The sequence below is a fragment of the Streptomyces chryseus genome, from assembly GCF_014650755.1.
Taxonomy (GTDB): Bacteria; Actinomycetota; Actinomycetes; order Streptomycetales; family Streptomycetaceae; genus Streptomyces; species Streptomyces chryseus.
Window position 1 is genome coordinate 689,050 of record NZ_BMVO01000001.1, and the last position, 15,830, is coordinate 704,879.

A 15,830-nucleotide genomic window follows, 5' to 3' on the forward strand; every position below is an offset into this window, starting at 1 on the left:
GTCAGCGCTTCCTGGAGAGCGTCACCCCGTCCGCCACGGGAAGCATGACGCTCTCCATGCGCTCGTCGTCCCGCACCCGGTCGTTGAACTCCTTGATCGCCGCCGCCGCGCCCGTCGCGTCCTGGTCGGTGACGCCTCCGCCGTAGAAGACGTTGTCCGTGGCGATCACCCCGCCCTGCCGCATCCTGGGCACCAGTTCCTCCCAGTACGGCACGTAGTTGACCTTGTCCGCGTCGAGGTAGGCGAAGTCGACGTGCGGCCCGGCGGGCATCGCGCGCAAGGTGTCCAGGGCGGGACCGATCCGCAGCTCGACGCGGTCGGCGACGCCCGCCTTCGCCCAGGCCCGGCGTGCGTACGCCGTCCACTCCTCCGAGACGTCGCACGTGATCAGCCGGCCGTCGGCGGGAAGGGCCTGCGCCATCGCCAGTGCGGAGAAGCCGGTGAACGTACCGACCTCGACGATGTGCCGGGCCCGGACCAGCCGGACCAGGAAGGCGAGGAGCGGGCCCTGCTCCTCGGCGGACTGCATGCTCGCGTTCCCGGGCAGCTGCCGGTAGGTGGTGTCGACGAGGTCCCGTTGCACGGCGTCGAGCGGCGGGGTGTGCGCCAGCATGTACGCGTACAGCTCGTCGGTGAGTGGAGTGCTGTTTCCCTTGCTCATCGCGTTCCCTCACGGTTGTCGGCCGACGGCCTTCTTCAGCCTGGCTTCAGGCTGCGAATTCTAGGGTGACGCGCATGATCGGAAGCGGCGCACCACAGTGGATCAACTCCCTCATGGACACTCTCGGGGCACCGGGCGCGGGCCTCGCCATCGCCCTGGAGAACCTGTTCCCGCCGCTGCCCAGTGAGGTGATCCTGCCGCTGGCCGGGTTCGCCGCCAGTACCGGACGGATGAGCCTGGTCGCCGCCCTGCTGTGGACCACGGCGGGCTCGGTCGTCGGCGCGCTCGCGCTGTACGGGGTGGGGGCGCTGCTGGGGCGCGAGCGGACCGTGGCGATCGCCTCCAAGCTGCCGCTGGTGAAGGTCGCCGACATCGAACGAACCGAGAAGTGGTTCGCTCGGCACGGCACCAAGGCGGTGTTCTTCGGGCGCATGATCCCGGTCTTCCGGAGCCTGATATCCGTTCCGGCGGGCGTCGAGCGCATGCCGCTGCGGGTGTTCCTCGGGCTCACCACGCTCGGCAGCGCGATCTGGAACACCGTCTTCGTCCTCGCCGGATACCTGCTGGGCGAGAACTGGCAGGACGTGACGGGTTACGTGTCCGCGTACTCGAAGGTGGTGCTCGTCGGGGCCGGGCTGGCGGTGCTCCTCTTCGTGGGCCGCCGGCTGCTCAGGCCGGGCGCGGGCCGGCGGCGCGGATGAAGGACCGCAGGATCTCCTCGCCCGCCGCGACTCCGGCCTCCGGCAGCACGGTGACCCGCGGGGCCGTCCACCCCGTGTCGGCCAGCTCGCCGTGCCCCGGCCGCCAGCCCCGGTCCGCCGCCAGCAGCAGGTCCGCGTCGAGGAGGGAGTCGCCCGCGGCGAGGGTGAGTGTGGCGCCGGTGCGCCGGGCCACCTCGCGCACGGCCGCGCTCTTGGTGAGCGGTTTCGGTACGGCGTAGATCTTGCGGCCCTGGAGGGAGACGGTCCAGCCGCGCTCCCGAGCCCACTCCCCCAGCTCCTTGACCCATTCGTCGGGCAGCAGCGCGCGTTCGACGACCAGGTAGGCGAAGAGGTCCTCGGCGATCCGCTCCTTGAGCAGCCAGGCGGGGTCGGCGGCGGCGACCAGGTGCGCGCGGACCTCGGCCAGGGTGGCGCATTCGTCCGCGAGCCTGTTCGCCACCTGCGCCCGCCAGTCCGGGTCGGACACTCCGTCGACCAGGAGGTGGCCGCCGTTCGCGCAGATCGCGTAGCGGGGTGTGGGGATGGGGAGGCGGATGCGGTGGTACTGCTCGCGGGTGCGCGTGGTCGTCGGTACGAAGCAGGTCTCGGCGGCGAGCCGCCCCATCAGTTCGGCGGCGGCCTCGGTGACGTACGACAGCGGTTTGCTCTCGTACACCTCGACGCACAGCAGGCGCGGCGCCTGGGCGTCGGGCATGCGCAGGCCGAGCGCCGCGGTGGAGTAGATCAGGGTGCGGTCGAGGTCGCTGGCGACCAGGACGGGCGCGGGTCCGGGCACGGAGGTGGTCACTTCGCTGCTACCGCCTTGCCGTCCGCGCCGGTGGCGCCGCGTGTGTACTGGGGGTGGATCAGGCCGACGCAGGTGTACGGGAGCCCGTCGACCTCCTCGACCGGGACGCCGCGCTGCTCCGCCAGGAGCCGTACGTGGTCGAGGTCGGCGCCCGCGTCGCGCTTGGCGAGGATCTTCCACGGCACGCGGCGCAGCAGGACGCGGGTGGTCTCGCCGACGCCGGGCTTGACCAGGTTCACGTCGTGGATGCCGTACTCCTCGCTGATCCGCTCGACGGCCGCCCAGCCCTCCCAGGTGGGAGCGCGGTCCGCCGACAGCAGTTCCTTGACGTCGGCGTCCGCGGCGGCCGCGACCTCGTCGAAGCGGGCGGCGACGGTGTCGAGGAAGAGGCCGGACACGTCGTCACCGGCGAGTTCGCGGTAGAACTTCGCCCCGTGGAAGTCGTCGGGGCCGACCAGGTCGGCGCGCAGGACCGTACGGGAGATCAGGCCCGAGACGGTGGAGTTGAGGCAGGCGGACGGGATGAGGAAGTCCTCGCGGGTGCCGTACGTCTTCACGCAGCCGCCGGGGTCGGCGAGGACGGCGATCTCCGGGTCGAAGCCGCGGACACCGGTCCTGGCGGCGAAGTCGTCGAGCGCCTGGGCGAGTTCGCGGGTGATCGCGCCCTTGCCCGTCCAGCCGTCGACGAACACGACGTCGGCCGGGTCGTGGTGCGCGGCGAGCCAGCGCAGCGCGGTCTCGTCGATGCCGCGGCCCCGGACGATGGACACGGCGTAGTGCGGGAGGTCGAGCCCGTGCCGGTGCCGGGCGTAGCGCCGCATCAGTACGCCGACGGGGGTGCCGGCGCGGGCCAGGGAGACCAGCACGGGGCGTGGCGAGCGTTCGGCGAGGACGGTGTCGGTGACGGTGGCGACGGCCTGGGCGATGCGGGCGGCCGAGGTCTCCAGGGCCGCCTTGAAGAGCTGCTGGTACTGGGCGCTCGGCTGGTACTCGACGGGCAGCGACTCGGCGTAGTGCGCGCCGCCGCTCTGGATCGCCTCCTCGCGCTCCTCCGTCGGGGCCTCCAGCTCGACGTCCGAGAGGTCCTGGAGGAGCCAGCCGACGTCCTCGGGCGCGTAGGAGGAGAAGGCGGGGCCGCGAAGGGGCTCGGGCATGGGCGGCTCCTGCCGTAGAGGGGGTTGCTCGGGTACGTCGTCGGACGCGCCTGGCGCACCGGGTATGTACGAGGGGACGACCGCGAGCACGACGTGCCCGGTGTGGGCGGCGAGCGCCGCGAGCAGGCCGTCGGGTGCGTGCAGCGCGGGGGTGTCGGCGGCGGAGTCGACCACGGCGACGACGGCGTCGAAACCGGCGCCGGCGACGTTGTAGGCGTACCGCGTGCCGGGGCCGTCGGCGGGGTCGTCGTGCGCGGGGAAGACGAGGCGCGTGCGTATCGCGTATCCGGGGTCGTCCACGGCGAGCACGGGCGAGCGGGTGGTGGTCGAGTACCGCACCTCGGCGTCGAGGCGCTCCTCCAGCGCGGTGGCGAGGCGCAGCGGCGCGTACATCAGCTCCTCGCAGCCGAGGACCAGTACGCGGCGGGCGCCTGGCGGCAGCGCCTCGGCGACGCGGTCCGCCATGCCGGGCAGCGCGGCCTCCAGTGCGTCCCGGTGCGCGGGCGCGAAGCCGTGGCGCCCTCCGTCGGGGACCCCCGCCGGCCAGCCCAGCTCGACGCGGACGGCCCCGGTCACGGTGCCGGCGGGCGCCTCGCCGGCCGTCGCCGGCCGCGTGGCTTGCGCGGGCGCGCTCCTTTGCTCCCGGCCCGGGGTCGCGTCGTAGCGGTTCACCAGGGCCTGGCCCTTCGCCAGGACGTCCTCGGGCAGGCGGACGGTGCCCGAGGCCATGGCGATCAGGTCGACCCGGGCGCCGATCTCGCGGGCGAACTCCTCCAGCCGCCCCCGGTCCCGCGCCGAGCGCATGTCGACCAGGGCCACGATCACGTACCGCTCGCGCGGGTAGCGCGCGTGCAGGTCGCGGACGGTGTTGAGCACCGTGTTGCCGGTGGAGAACTCGTCGTCGACCAGGACCAGCGGCCCCTCGCCGGCCAGCAGCGCGGGGTCCTCGGGCAGCAGCAGGTGGGAGGTGGCGTGCGAGTGGGACTCCTCGAAGCCGCCGGCCGCCTCGACGCCGTCGACCGGGCGGCGCGTCGAGTGCAGGTACGGTGCCACGCCGACGCCGTCGGCCACCGCGTGGCCGAGGCCGGTCGCCGTCTCGGCGTACCCGAGGACGACCGCGCGTGCGGCGGCCTCGTCGCCCAGCAGCTCGCGCACGCGCTCGCCGAGTGCGAAGCCCGCCCCGTACACCCGCGACGGCAGCTGCGGCACATGCTTGCCCAGCACGTTCGACACCAGCAGATGGGCCCGCTTGGGGTTGCGGCGCAGGGCCAGTCCCAGCAGATCCCGCAGCCCGCCCGGCCCCTGGTCCCCGCCGTCACCGACGAGTTCGACGCCGAGCCGCTCCGCGACCCACGATCCCGACCACACCACGTCCTCGGTCCCCATCTCAGTCCGGTATCCCCGCTGTCAGCAGCTCCACGAAGCCGACGTCCTCACGCGCCACGCCGAACACCTCGGCGCGCAGCATGGTGCGCTCCGCCCAGGCACGGTGCGGCTTCACTTCGTTCATCTTGTTCGTATACGCGGAACGCATCACTCCGCCACCGTCGCGCTCCGGTCGCAGGATGTCCTGCGCGTCGCTGAACTCCTCGCGGCTGACCACCGACAGCGCGTGGACGGGCAGCACGTGGGAGGGGTGGATGCAGGTCTTGCCGAGCAGGCCGTTCGCGCGGTCGAGCGCGATCTCGCGCAGCAGACCGTCCATGTCGTGCTCGATGAGCGACGCGCGCAGCGCCTCCGCCTGCCCCATGAAGGGGCTGCGGCGCAGCTGCGGCTTGAACATCCGCTCCTGGACGCGGAAGTACTCCCACACCGGGCCGGTGATGGTGAAGCCCGTGCCGTCCGAGCGCCCCAGCACGTTCACCACGTCGGCGATGACACCGGCGACGATCTGCACGTCGTACGCCGTCATGTCGGGCGCCCTGCGCAGCCCGTACGCCGAGCAGAAGTCCGTGACGCCCAGGCGCAGGGCCAGGACCCGGTCGCGGTACTTGTCGACGGTGCGGGCGATGCCCCGGAGGGTCTCGGCGCGGGTCTCCAGGTGGAGCAGTTGCGGCGACTCGAGCACGGGCATCGCGAAGAGGCGTTGGCCGCTCGCCGCCTCGGCGGCGGTGAGCGCTTCGAGGAAGGCGACGCCGCGTTCCTCGGTGAACTTCGGCAGTACGAATCCGGACAGCAGCCGGGCCGAGGGCCCGAGCCGGTGCACCAGGTCGGAAATCTGTGCGGGCTCGCGGACCCGGACGAACAGCAGCGGCTGTTCTCCGCCGCGCGCGTCGAGCTCCGCGAACTGCCGGACGAGGTTCTCCTCGGCGCCGGGGACTTCCCCGTCGTCGATGGAATCCTCCAGGCAGAGCACCATGGAGACGACCCCTCGCCCCGCCTGCTTGGCCACGTCGTCGGCGAGCCGCGGCCGGGTGGCCGGGCTGTAGAGCGTGGCGCCGAGGGCGGCGGAGAGCGTACGGGCCGGGGACCCGGCGTCGAACACGACCGGCTCCTGGTGGAACAGGTTCTCCCGGACAGTGGGCGGGATATGCCCGAAATGACGCATGATAATCCCCCCGTGCTGCCGTGTCGGCCCATCGTTGTATGGCCGGTAATAGTACGTAGGGACGGTGTCAAGAGTTCCCTGCATCCGTGAATTTCAGGTTACCCACGTGAATCCATTTATGCGGCTGAGCACCCCCGCGTTGTAGGGGTGAGCCCCGGGGAGGCAGGATGACAGGCATGACGCACGCCATGCTGAAGGGCTCGAACGTCCCGCTCGAAGCCACGGCCGTGAGGGCTGTGCTCCGCTGGACCCCCGGCTCCGACGTGCCCGAAGTGGATGCCTCGGCGCTGCTGCTCGGCGTCGACCGGCGCGTACGCTCCGACGAGGACTTCGTCTTCTACAACCAGCCCCGCCATCCCTCGGGCCTGGTGCGCAGCCTGGGCAAGAAGCGGCTGCCCGACGGGGTCACCGACTCGGTGCAGACGGACCTCGCGGCGCTGGAACCGGCCGTGGACCGGGTCCTGATCGTCGCCTCCACCGACGACGTGCCGTTCGAGCGCGTCCGCGACCTGCGCATCGAGGTGTACGACGCCACCGCGGCCGGGGGCGCCGAGCCGCTCGCGTACTTCGAGGTCAGGCCCGAGACGGGGGCGGAGACCGCGCTGATCTGCGGCGAGCTGTACCGGCGGGGCGAGGGCTGGAAGTTCCGGGCGCTGGGCGAGGGCTACTCCAACGGGCTGATCGGGCTGGCGACGGACCACGGGATCTCCGTGGACGAGACGGACGAGGCCGAAAGGGCCGACAGGGCCGGCGAGGCCGCCGCCTCCCCCGCTCCCCCGGCGGTGGCTCCGGCGGACGCCACGCAGCCCATGCAGCCCGGGTACGGGTACCCGCAGCAGGGCTCCGACAGCCCGGCGCAGGGGGCGCCCGCGCCCGCGTACGGGTTCCCCCAGTCCGCGTCGACCCAGCCGGCGTACGGCTACCCGCAGCCGGCGGCGGCCGCCGCCTTCGCCCCGGACCCGAACTTCCGGCTGCCTCCGCAGGGGCCGCAGTTCGTACGCGCCCAGTAGGACGGTAGCCCAGTAGGACGGTAGGACGGTGCCCGGCGGGCACGCCGGGCACGCGCCGGGGCCCCGCCGGTCAGGTCCTGGTCTTGTAGCCGCGCCCCCACTGCAGGCCCCAGCCGTACAGGCGGTCGAGTTCCGCCTGGAAGCCGTAGACGAACTTCACCTCGCGGCGCACGATCAGGTCGCCCTTGACGTTCTCCAGGGTGAACACGGCGCACGAGCGCGCCTGCGGGGCCCGCTCGTCCAGCTCGATCTCGATCCGCGGGCCGTTGCCCGGGAAGAGCGTCACCACGGCGTGCGTACGGTCGAAGGCCGGTGTCTGGTCGTAGATGTAGACGAAGACCAGCAGGCGCTTGATCTCCTCGCGGTGGTCGAGGTTCACATAGATCGTCTCGCCCGACGGAGCGCCGAACCGGTCGTCGCCGCTGAGCTTGACGTACGGCGGCGCGTTCAGGCTCCCGAAGAAGCCGCCCAGCGGCTGTACGACGCCCTTCGTGCCGTCCACCAGCTCGTAGAGGCACCCCAGGTCGAGGTCCACGTTGACCACGCCCTGGGTGTGCGCCTGCACCAGCTCCGGCTGGAAGAACTTGAACGGGCTGCGCAACAGGCTGTCGCCGCGCCGCCGCTTGCCCCCGATGTCCGACGTGCGCATCCGCCACGACAGGTTGACGCGCAGGTTGCCAGTGGTGGCGCCCTGCTTGGTGAGCGATACGGACGGATTCCGCTTGGTCAGCTCGATCGCGTTGCTCGCGGCGTTGCCGGACGCGAACTGATCGGCCGCCCTGTCCCGCCGCAGGCCGTCCCAGATGGTCATTGCGCCCCCACCCCCAGGGTGTCTCTCGTACCCGTCCCCGCCGGTGTCCGCCGGGTCGACGGACATGCGACGGGGCGGTCACGAGGCCGACGCCTCGTGACCGCCCCGCTCAGAGCGTTCCTCAATCCCTACGGGGTCACACCCCGGACCGGACCTCAGTCTTGTCGCCCGAGGACGGCCCGTCGCCGCCCTCGGCCGCCGCGAGCCGCTTGTTGCGGCGGATCGAGGACAGGAACGAGGCGGCGATCAGGAGGACACCGACCAGGCCGGTGATGAGCTCACTGATCTCGTGCTCGATCGTGATCAGCAGGATGACCGCGAGCGCGCCGATCGCGTAGTGCGCGCCGTGCTCCAGGTAGACGTAGTCGTCGAGGGTGCCCTGGCGGACCAGGTAGACCGTCAGCGACCGTACGTACATCGCGCCGATGCCGAGGCCGAGCGCCATCCAGAAGATGTGGTTCGTGATGGCGAAGGCACCGATGACACCGTCGAACGAGAACGAGGCGTCGAGGACTTCCAGGTAGAGGAAGAGGAAGAACGCGGCCTTGCCGGCCAGGCCGACGACCGACGGGTCCTTGCCCTGCGCCTTGGCCTTCTCCTCCTCCTCGTGCTCGCGTTCCTCTTCTTCCTCGATCTTGTTCTCGAAGTGGCTGGAGAGACCGCCGACGACGAGGTACGTGATCAGACCGGCGACGCCGGAGAGCAGCACCGTGGCCGACTTGTCCTGATATCCCGAGCTGGTGTGGGCGTGCGTCGCGAAGGTCATGGCCGTGCCCAGCAGAACGATGAGCGCGATGCAGACCGACAGCATGTCGACCTTGCCGAGCTTGGCCAGCGGACGCTCGAGCCAGCCGAGCCACTTGATGTCCCGGTCCTCGAAGATGAAGTCCAGGAAGATCATGAGCAGGAACATGCCGCCGAAGGCCGCGATCGCCGGGTGGGCGTCCGTGACCAGGGCTTCGTACTGCTCCGGGTTGTCCATCGCGAGCTGAATCGCCTCGATGGGACCGACCTTGGCACTGATCGCGACGATGGCGACAGGGAAGACCAGCCGCATACCGAAGACGGCGATCAGGATGCCGATCGTGAGGAAGATCTTCTGCCAGAAGGCATTCATCTTCTTCAGGATTCCGGCGTTGACGACCGCGTTGTCGAAGGACAGTGAGATTTCGAGGATCGACAGGATCAGTACGACCCCGAACGCCTCCCACCCCCACTGCCAGGCGGCGAAAGCCAGTCCGAGTGCCGTGACGGCAAACGACCAGCCGAAGGTTTTCAGAACCACTGGCTACCCCATCGTGTAAGTACGGGTCTCCCCCGCGCCGTGCGCGGCTTTACGAAACGTTGACCCCGAAGTCTAGGGCGATGCCCCGCAGTCCCGACGCATACCCCTGTCCTACGGCTCGGAACTTCCATTCTCCGCCGTACCGGTACACCTCACCGAAGATCATCGCCGTCTCGCTCGACGCGTCCTCGGAGAGGTCGTAGCGGGCCAGTTCCTGACCGTCCGCCTGATTCACCACGCGAATGAAGGCATTGCTGACCTGGCCGAACGTCTGCCCGCGGTTGTCCGCGTCATGAATCGAGACCGGAAAGACGATCTTGTCGCAGCTCTCCGGCACCAGGGTGAGGTCGATGATCATCGATTCGTCGTCGCCGTCGCCCTCACCGGTGAGGTTGTCACCGGTGTGCTCGACCGAGCCCTCGGGGCTCTTGAGGTTGTTGTAGAAGACGAAGTACTCGTCCCCGAGCACGCGGCCGTTCTGGCACAGCAGCGCGCTGGCGTCGAGGTCGAAGGGGGCTCCGGTGGTGGAGCGCGCGTCCCAGCCGAGGCCGACCAGCACCTGGGTGAGATTCGGTGCGGCCTTGGAGAGGGAGACGTTGCCTCCCTTGGCGAGCGTGACACCCATGATCTTGCTTCCTCCCCGCGGTACGGAATGAGTGGTGAGAGCCCGGGTCCGGACCGGACCCAGGCTCTCGGGCGCGTCCGGCGCCGCGCGTGGCGGGGCGCCGGACGGGACGGGGGCTCGCTCAGACGTTGACGCCGAAGTCCTGCGCGATGCCGCGCAGCCCCGAGGCGTATCCCTGACCGATGGCCCGGAACTTCCATTCCGCCTGGTTGCGGTACAGCTCGCCGAAGACCATCGCGGTCTCGGTCGAGGCGTCCTCGCTCAGGTCGTAGCGCGCCAGCTCCGTGTTGTCGGCCTGGTTCACGACGCGGATGTACGCGTTGCGCACCTGGCCGAAGCTCTGCTGCCGGGCCTCGGCCTCGTAGATCGAGACCGGGAAGACGATCTTGGCGACGTCGGCCGGCACACCGGCCAGGTTCACCTTGATGACCTCGTCGTCGCCCTCGCCCTCACCCGTGGTGTTGTCACCGGTGTGCTCGACCGAGCCGTCGGGGCTCTTGAGGTTGTTGAAGAAGACGAAGTTCGAGTCGTTGGTGACCTTGCCCTCAGCGTTGGTCAGCAGGGCGCTGGCATCGAGGTCGAAGTCACCCCCGGTGGTGGTACGAGCGTCCCAGCCGAGACCGACGATGACCGCGGTCAGGTTGGGGGCTGCCTTGGTCAGCGAGACGTTGCCGCCCTTGCTGAGGCTGACGCCCACGAGTCCTCCCATGTGTGTCGGGGGGCCGAGGACCCCCGGTAATGCGCTGGCATCGGATCAACGTGTCGATCCTAGTGACCGGTTCCCGCGCGCAGCACGCCCGCTGTCCCGATTTTTCGGGCGCTCAGAGAGTGTCGAGCACCTTGAGGTACTCGGCGGGGTCGCGGGCGTCGGGCAGGCCGTTGACGACGCTCCAGCGCACGATGCCCGCCTTGTCGACGACGAAGGTGCCGCGCACCGCGCAGCCCTTGTCCTCGTCGAAGACGCCGTACGCGCGCGAGGCCTCGCCGTGCGGCCAGAAGTCCGAGAGCAGGGGGTACTCGAAGCCCTCCTGCTCGGCGTAGACGCGCAGGGTGTGGATGGAGTCCGTGGAGACGGCGAGCAGCTGCACGTCGTCGTTGACGAATCTCGGCAGCTCGTCGCTGAGGGCCCGCAGCTCGCCGGTGCAGACCCCGGTGAAGGCGAACGGGTAGAAGAGCAGCACCACGTGCCTGGCGTCGCCGGGGCCGCGGAAGTCGGACAGCCGCACCGTGCGGCCGTGGTTGTCCTTCAGCACGAAGTCCGGTGCCGGCGTACCGACCTCGATCGCCATTGGATGCGCCATCCCCTCGTTGGGCCGTCTGTGTCCCGCCAGCCTACGCACAGGGCCTCCGCCGACATCCGTCGGCGGAGGCCCTGTTTCGCCTTGGGCGCAGCCTGCTCATGAGGAGTCTGCTCGGACGCGGCGGTGGCTCAGCGCTTGCCCTTGGGGGTCACCAGCCGGCCGGCGCTCCAGTCCTTGCCCGCGCTGACGGTCTTGGTCTGGGACAGACCCGCCGTCTGGGCGGCCTCGCTGATGTCGCTCGGCTCGACGTAGCCGTCGCGGCCGGTCTTCGGGGTCAGCAGCAGCACCGTGCCGCCGTCCTCGAGCAGACCGATGGCGTCCACCAGCGCGTCCGTAAGGTCGCCGTCCTCGTCACGGAACCACAGCACGACGACGTCGGCGACATCGTCGTAGTCCTCGTCGACGATGTCCTGGCCGGTGATCGCCTCAATGCCCTCACGGAGTTCCTGCTCGACGTCGTCGTCGTAGCCGATCTCCTGGACCACCTGTCCGGGCACGAACCCCAGGCGTACTGCCGGGTTGGTCCGCTCCTCCGCGTGGTCCGCGGTCGCGCTCACGGATTGCCTCCTGATCATGTTTTGGGGAATACCTTCACGCCACGCGCGTGCGTGGGCGTTGGCCGTAGTCCACACGTGCGGGACCGATCGCGCAAGTACCCGGCGGTGGAGACAGCCGAAACGGTGACGGATGGGGCCGGTTCACCGCAACTCCAGACCCTGCCGGAAGCGGTCCCGGTGATCCATCCCACACCATTGCGACACGTTTGTAAGCCTACGCGGCTTCGGTGGGCCATTCGGACCCGAGCGGCCGCACCGAACGCACGGACGGGTTGGGCGTAAGGTTGCGATTTGGCCGGACCCATCCCCGGGCGGACGCCGAGCCTCTCGCCGAGAGGGGGTTACCCCTCAGTAGAGGTGACGTTTGCGATTCAGGGGTACACGATGGAGGCGGCGCGACACCCCTCAAGACCCAACCAGCGAAGGAACAGCGTGGCTTCCGGATCCGATCGTAATCCGATCATCATTGGCGGCCTTCCGAGCCAGGTCCCGGACTTCGATCCCGAAGAGACCCAGGAATGGCTCGACTCCCTCGACGCCGCCGTCGACGAGCGGGGCCGCGAGCGCGCCCGCTACCTGATGCTCCGCCTCATCGAGCGGGCCCGTGAGAAGCGCGTGGCCGTGCCCGAGATGCGCAGCACGGACTACGTCAACACCATCGCCACCAAGGACGAGCCGTTCTTCCCCGGCAACGAGGAGATCGAGCGCAAGGTCCTCAACGCGACCCGCTGGAACGCGGCCGTGATGGTGTCGCGGGCGCAGCGCCCGGGAATCGGCGTGGGCGGTCACATCGCCACGTTCGCCTCCTCCGCCTCGCTGTACGACGTCGGCTTCAACCACTTCTTCCGGGGCAAGGACGAGGGCGACGGCGGCGACCAGATCTTCTTCCAGGGGCACGCCTCCCCGGGCATCTACGCCCGCGCGTACCTGCTGGACCGGCTCTCCGAGGCGCAGCTCGACGCCTTCCGCCAGGAGAAGTCGAAGTTCCCGAACGGCCTGTCGTCGTACCCGCACCCCCGGCTGATGCCGGACTTCTGGGAGTTCCCGACCGTCTCGATGGGCCTCGGCCCCCTCGGCGCGATCTACCAGGCGCGGATGAACCGCTACATGGAGGCGCGCGGCATCGCCGACACCTCCAAGTCGCACGTCTGGGCGTACCTCGGCGACGGTGAGATGGACGAGCCCGAGTCGCTCGGCCAGCTGTCCATCGCCGCCCGTGAGGGCCTGGACAACCTGACCTTCGTCGTCAACTGCAACCTCCAGCGCCTCGACGGCCCGGTGCGCGGCAACGGCAAGGTCATCCAGGAGCTGGAGTCGCAGTTCCGGGGCGCCGGCTGGAACGTCATCAAGCTGGTCTGGGACCGGAGCTGGGACCCGCTGCTCGCGCAGGACCGCGACGGCGTGCTGGTCAACAAGCTCAACACGACCCCCGACGGTCAGTTCCAGACGTACGCGACGGAGACGGGCGCGTACATCCGCAACCACTTCTTCGGTGACGACCACCGCCTGCGCGCCATGGTCGAGAACATGACCGACGACCAGATCCTGCACCTGGGACGCGGCGGTCACGACCACAAGAAGGTGTACGCGGCGTACGCGGCGGCCAAGGCGCACAAGGGCCAGCCGACCGTGATCCTGGCGCAGACGGTCAAGGGCTGGACGCTGGGTCCGAACTTCGAGGGCCGCAACGCGACGCACCAGATGAAGAAGCTGACGGTCGAGGACCTCAAGCGCTTCCGCGACCGGCTGCACATCCCGATCACGGACAAGCAGCTGGACGAGGGCTACCCGCCGTACTACCACCCGGGCCGCGAGTCCGAGGAGATCCAGTACATGCACGACCGGCGCAACGCGCTGGGCGGGTACGTGCCGACCCGTGTCGTCCGGGCGAAGCCGCTGCCGCTGCCGGCCGAGAAGACGTACGCGGCCGCGAAGAAGGGCTCCGGCCAGCAGTCGATCGCCACGACCATGGCGTTCGTGCGCGTGCTCAAGGACCTCATGCGGGACAAGGAGATCGGCAAGCGGTTCGTGCTGATCGCGCCCGACGAGTACCGCACCTTCGGCATGGACGCCTTCTTCCCGAGTGCGAAGATCTACAACCCGCTGGGCCAGCAGTACGAGGCGGTCGACCGCGACCTGCTGCTCGCGTACAAGGAGTCGCCGACCGGTCAGATGCTGCACGACGGCATCTCGGAGGCGGGCTGCACGGCCTCGCTGATCGCCGCCGGTTCGGCGTACGCGACGCACGGCGAGCCGCTGATCCCGGTCTACGTCTTCTACTCGATGTTCGGCTTCCAGCGGACCGGCGACCAGTTCTGGCAGATGGCCGACCAGCTGTCGCGCGGCTTCGTGCTCGGCGCGACCGCCGGCCGTACGACACTGACCGGTGAGGGCCTCCAGCACGCGGACGGCCACTCGCAGCTGCTCGCGTCGACGAACCCGGGCTGTGTGTCGTACGACCCGGCGTTCGGGTACGAGATCGCGCACATCGTGCAGGACGGTCTCAAGCGGATGTACGGCGACAACGCCGAGGACGTCTTCTACTACCTGACCGTCTACAACGAGCCGATCCAGCACCCGGCGGAGCCCGAGAACGTGGACGCCGAGGGCATCCTCAAGGGCATCTACCGCTTCAAGGAGGGCGAGAAGGGCGAGATCGCGGCCCAGATCATGGCCTCCGGTGTGGCGGTCCCGTGGGCGGTCGAGGCGCAGCGGATCCTCGCGGACGAGTGGAACGTCAAGGCCGACGTCTGGTCCGCCACCTCCTGGAACGAGCTGCGCCGCGACGCGGTCGCGGTGGACGAGTACAACCTGCTGCACCCGGAGGAGGAGATGCGCGTCCCGTACGTGACGCGGAAGCTCTCCGGGGCGCAGGGCCCGTTCGTGGCGGTCTCGGACTGGATGCGTTCGGTTCCGGACCAGATCTCCCGCTGGGTGCCGGGTACGTACACCTCGCTCGGCGCTGACGGCTTCGGCTTCGCCGACACGCGTGGGGCGGCCCGTCGGTACTTCCACATCGACGCGCAGTCGATCGTCCTGGCGGTGCTCACCGAGCTCGCCAGGGACGGCCGGATCGACCGCTCGGCGCTGAAGCAGGCGGTCGACCACTACCAGCTGCTGGACGTGACGGCGGCGGACCCCGGCGCGGCCGGCGGCGACGCGTAGCACTGTACGAGCGCGAAGGGCGGCGGGACCCTCTGGTCCCGCCGCCCTTCGGCGTTCCTTACGATGCGGGCATGAAGGTGCAGACGGCGCAGACCCAGTGGGAACAGCGCACACATGGGCTCCTGCTGGGGCTGGCCGGGGCCTTCGCCCTCGCGTACGCGGTGCCGATAGTGGCGCCCGACGCCAACTCTCTGGTGCGCCAGGTGTGCCTGGTGACCGAGTGGGTGGTGTGGGGGGCCTTCGCCCTGGACTACGTCGTACGGCTGGCCCTGTCCCCGGGCAAGTGGCTGTTCGTCCGCAGTCACCCGCTGGACCTGCTCGCCGTGCTGCTGCCGCTGCTGCGGCCCCTGCAGTTGCTGCGGCTCGTCTCCACGCTGCTGCTGGTCGGCCGGCGGGCCAGGATGGCGCCGCAGATACAGCTCACGACCTACGTCGGCGGCGCGGTGGTGGGTCTGCTGATGTTCGGCTCGCTGGCCGTGCTGGAGGTCGAGCGGGACTCGCCCGACGGGAACATCAAGACGCTGGGTGACGCCGTGTGGTGGTCGTTCACGACGATGACGACCGTCGGGTACGGCGACCACTCCCCCACGACCGGCCTCGGCCGGGTGCTGGCGGTGGGCCTGATGCTCTCGGGGATCGCGCTGCTCGGTGTGGTGACGGCGAACATCGCGGCCTGGTTCATCTCCCGCTTCGAGCGGGACGACGTGGAGGAGCGCCGTCAGACGGCGGCGATCGAACTGCTCACGGCGGAGGTGCGGGCCCTGCGGGCACAGGTCTCGGAGCTGGCGTCGGGGGCGTCCGGGGTGCCGGTCCCGGCGCCCGGCACGGGTGAGGGGCCGCCCGTCGGGGCGGCCCCGTCACCGCGTGCGGAGCAGGTGCGTCAGATCGACATGCCGTAGACGGCGGCGCCGCCTATCAGCGCGATGATCGCGAGGACGGTGATGATCAGGCCGAGGATGAAGCCGATCATGGCGGGCACGTTGCCGCTGTTGAAGCGCTTGCCCATCGCGATCCAGCCGGTGATCAGCGCCACCGGACCGAGGACGATGCCGAAGGTGAAGAAGCCGATGATGCCGCAGATGAGCGAGATCCAGCTGAGGGCGCTGGTGTTGGACGGGCTGTGTGCGCGGCTGTTGCTCGCCATGGTCACTCCCTAGGTCGTGCCCTGGAATTCGTGTGATCCGGGCTTGACCACCGGTTGCCC

Annotated in this window: 15 protein-coding genes; 4 read left to right on the top strand and 11 right to left on the bottom strand. The window is 69.9% G+C overall.

Features of this window, described 5'->3' with window-relative positions:
- Nucleotide 1: 1 nt before the first annotated feature.
- Nucleotides 2-661: an O-methyltransferase gene (locus tag IE185_RS03215; protein WP_138894393.1), complete on the bottom strand. Its 660-nt coding sequence runs from the start codon at nt 659-661 to the stop codon at nt 2-4.
- A 74-nt stretch (nt 662-735) separates the two neighbouring features.
- On the opposite strand from IE185_RS03215, the gene IE185_RS03220 reads away from it, so the two are divergent.
- Nucleotides 736-1,362 carry a DedA family protein gene (locus IE185_RS03220; RefSeq protein ID WP_138894394.1) on the top strand — a complete coding sequence of 209 codons (627 nt, stop codon included), beginning with the start codon at nt 736-738 and terminating at the stop codon, nt 1,360-1,362.
- Here IE185_RS03220 and IE185_RS03225 read toward each other — a convergent pair.
- The 3 genes from IE185_RS03225 to IE185_RS03235 are packed head-to-tail and all read right to left on the bottom strand — an operon-like array spanning nt 1,331 to nt 5,872.
- Nucleotides 1,331-2,170 (bottom strand): HAD family hydrolase, encoded by an 840-nt coding sequence (locus IE185_RS03225; RefSeq protein WP_229843328.1) that lies wholly within the window; start codon nt 2,168-2,170, stop codon nt 1,331-1,333. The two genes, IE185_RS03220 and IE185_RS03225, sit on opposite strands and share 32 nt — an antisense overlap.
- Entirely contained in the window at nt 2,167-4,710 is a 2,544-nt protein-coding gene (locus IE185_RS03230) for a phosphoribosyltransferase (protein ID WP_189714552.1), read from the bottom strand. The genes IE185_RS03225 and IE185_RS03230 overlap by 4 nt, the downstream gene beginning before the upstream one ends.
- A 1-nt stretch (nt 4,711) precedes the next feature.
- The gene (locus IE185_RS03235; RefSeq protein WP_138894395.1) at nt 4,712-5,872 is read right to left on the bottom strand and encodes an HpcH/HpaI aldolase/citrate lyase family protein; all 1,161 of its coding nucleotides are present in this window, start codon (nt 5,870-5,872) and stop codon (nt 4,712-4,714) included.
- A gap of 176 nt (nt 5,873-6,048) precedes the next feature.
- On the opposite strand from IE185_RS03235, the gene IE185_RS03240 reads away from it, so the two are divergent.
- Nucleotides 6,049-6,882 carry a TerD family protein gene (locus IE185_RS03240; RefSeq protein WP_138894396.1) on the top strand — a complete coding sequence of 278 codons (834 nt, stop codon included), beginning with the start codon at nt 6,049-6,051 and terminating at the stop codon, nt 6,880-6,882.
- A 70-nt stretch (nt 6,883-6,952) separates the two neighbouring features.
- Here the strand turns inward: IE185_RS03240 and IE185_RS03245 are convergent, their stop codons facing one another.
- The 6 genes from IE185_RS03245 to IE185_RS03270 form a co-directional block, all read right to left on the bottom strand.
- Nucleotides 6,953-7,693, bottom strand: a complete 741-nt coding sequence (locus IE185_RS03245; RefSeq protein ID WP_138894397.1) for a TerD family protein — start codon at nt 7,691-7,693, stop codon at nt 6,953-6,955.
- 136 nt (nt 7,694-7,829) lie between these two features.
- On the bottom strand, nt 7,830-8,978 hold the full coding sequence (locus IE185_RS03250) for a DUF475 domain-containing protein (protein WP_138894398.1): 1,149 nt from the start codon (nt 8,976-8,978) through the stop codon (nt 7,830-7,832).
- Between the two features lie 49 nt (nt 8,979-9,027).
- Complete coding sequence (locus tag IE185_RS03255) at nt 9,028-9,603, bottom strand: TerD family protein (RefSeq protein ID WP_069928914.1); 576 nt, start codon at nt 9,601-9,603, stop codon at nt 9,028-9,030.
- A gap of 121 nt (nt 9,604-9,724) precedes the next feature.
- Nucleotides 9,725-10,300: a TerD family protein gene (locus IE185_RS03260; protein ID WP_138894399.1), complete on the bottom strand. Its 576-nt coding sequence runs from the start codon at nt 10,298-10,300 to the stop codon at nt 9,725-9,727.
- 124 nt (nt 10,301-10,424) lie between these two features.
- Entirely contained in the window at nt 10,425-10,892 is a 468-nt protein-coding gene (locus IE185_RS03265) for a peroxiredoxin (RefSeq protein ID WP_138894400.1), read from the bottom strand.
- A 140-nt stretch (nt 10,893-11,032) separates the two neighbouring features.
- Nucleotides 11,033-11,461, bottom strand: coding sequence for a DUF3052 domain-containing protein (locus tag IE185_RS03270; protein WP_138894401.1), 429 nt, complete (start codon nt 11,459-11,461; stop codon nt 11,033-11,035).
- Nucleotides 11,462-11,893: 432 nt separating this feature from the next.
- On the opposite strand from IE185_RS03270, the gene aceE reads away from it, so the two are divergent.
- Both aceE and IE185_RS03280 read left to right on the top strand, forming a co-directional pair.
- Complete coding sequence (gene aceE, locus IE185_RS03275) at nt 11,894-14,626, top strand: pyruvate dehydrogenase (acetyl-transferring), homodimeric type (RefSeq protein ID WP_138894402.1); 2,733 nt, start codon at nt 11,894-11,896, stop codon at nt 14,624-14,626.
- A 71-nt stretch (nt 14,627-14,697) separates the two neighbouring features.
- Entirely contained in the window at nt 14,698-15,525 is an 828-nt protein-coding gene (locus tag IE185_RS03280) for a potassium channel family protein (protein ID WP_138894403.1), read from the top strand.
- Here IE185_RS03280 and IE185_RS03285 read toward each other — a convergent pair.
- Nucleotides 15,507-15,770, bottom strand: a complete 264-nt coding sequence (locus IE185_RS03285; protein ID WP_138894404.1) for a small hydrophobic protein — start codon at nt 15,768-15,770, stop codon at nt 15,507-15,509. The two genes, IE185_RS03280 and IE185_RS03285, sit on opposite strands and share 19 nt — an antisense overlap.
- Between the last annotated feature and the right edge of the window lie 60 nt (nt 15,771-15,830).

Bases quoted from the DNA above. Each gene is read 5' to 3' on its own strand.
- IE185_RS03265 (WP_138894400.1), bottom strand. From the start codon at position 10,892: ATGGCGATCGAGGTCGGTACGCCGGCACCGGACTTCGTGCTGAAGGAC.
- IE185_RS03215 (WP_138894393.1), bottom strand. From the start codon at position 661: ATGAGCAAGGGAAACAGCACTCCACTCACCGACGAGCTGTACGCGTAC.
- IE185_RS03285 (WP_138894404.1), bottom strand. From the start codon at position 15,770: ATGGCGAGCAACAGCCGCGCACACAGCCCGTCCAACACCAGCGCCCTC.
- IE185_RS03280 (WP_138894403.1), top strand. From the start codon at position 14,698: ATGAAGGTGCAGACGGCGCAGACCCAGTGGGAACAGCGCACACATGGG.
- IE185_RS03245 (WP_138894397.1), bottom strand. From the start codon at position 7,693: ATGACCATCTGGGACGGCCTGCGGCGGGACAGGGCGGCCGATCAGTTC.
- IE185_RS03240 (WP_138894396.1), top strand. From the start codon at position 6,049: ATGACGCACGCCATGCTGAAGGGCTCGAACGTCCCGCTCGAAGCCACG.
- IE185_RS03235 (WP_138894395.1), bottom strand. From the start codon at position 5,872: ATGCGTCATTTCGGGCATATCCCGCCCACTGTCCGGGAGAACCTGTTC.
- IE185_RS03220 (WP_138894394.1), top strand. From the start codon at position 736: ATGATCGGAAGCGGCGCACCACAGTGGATCAACTCCCTCATGGACACT.
- IE185_RS03255 (WP_069928914.1), bottom strand. From the start codon at position 9,603: ATGGGTGTCACGCTCGCCAAGGGAGGCAACGTCTCCCTCTCCAAGGCC.
- IE185_RS03230 (WP_189714552.1), bottom strand. From the start codon at position 4,710: ATGGGGACCGAGGACGTGGTGTGGTCGGGATCGTGGGTCGCGGAGCGG.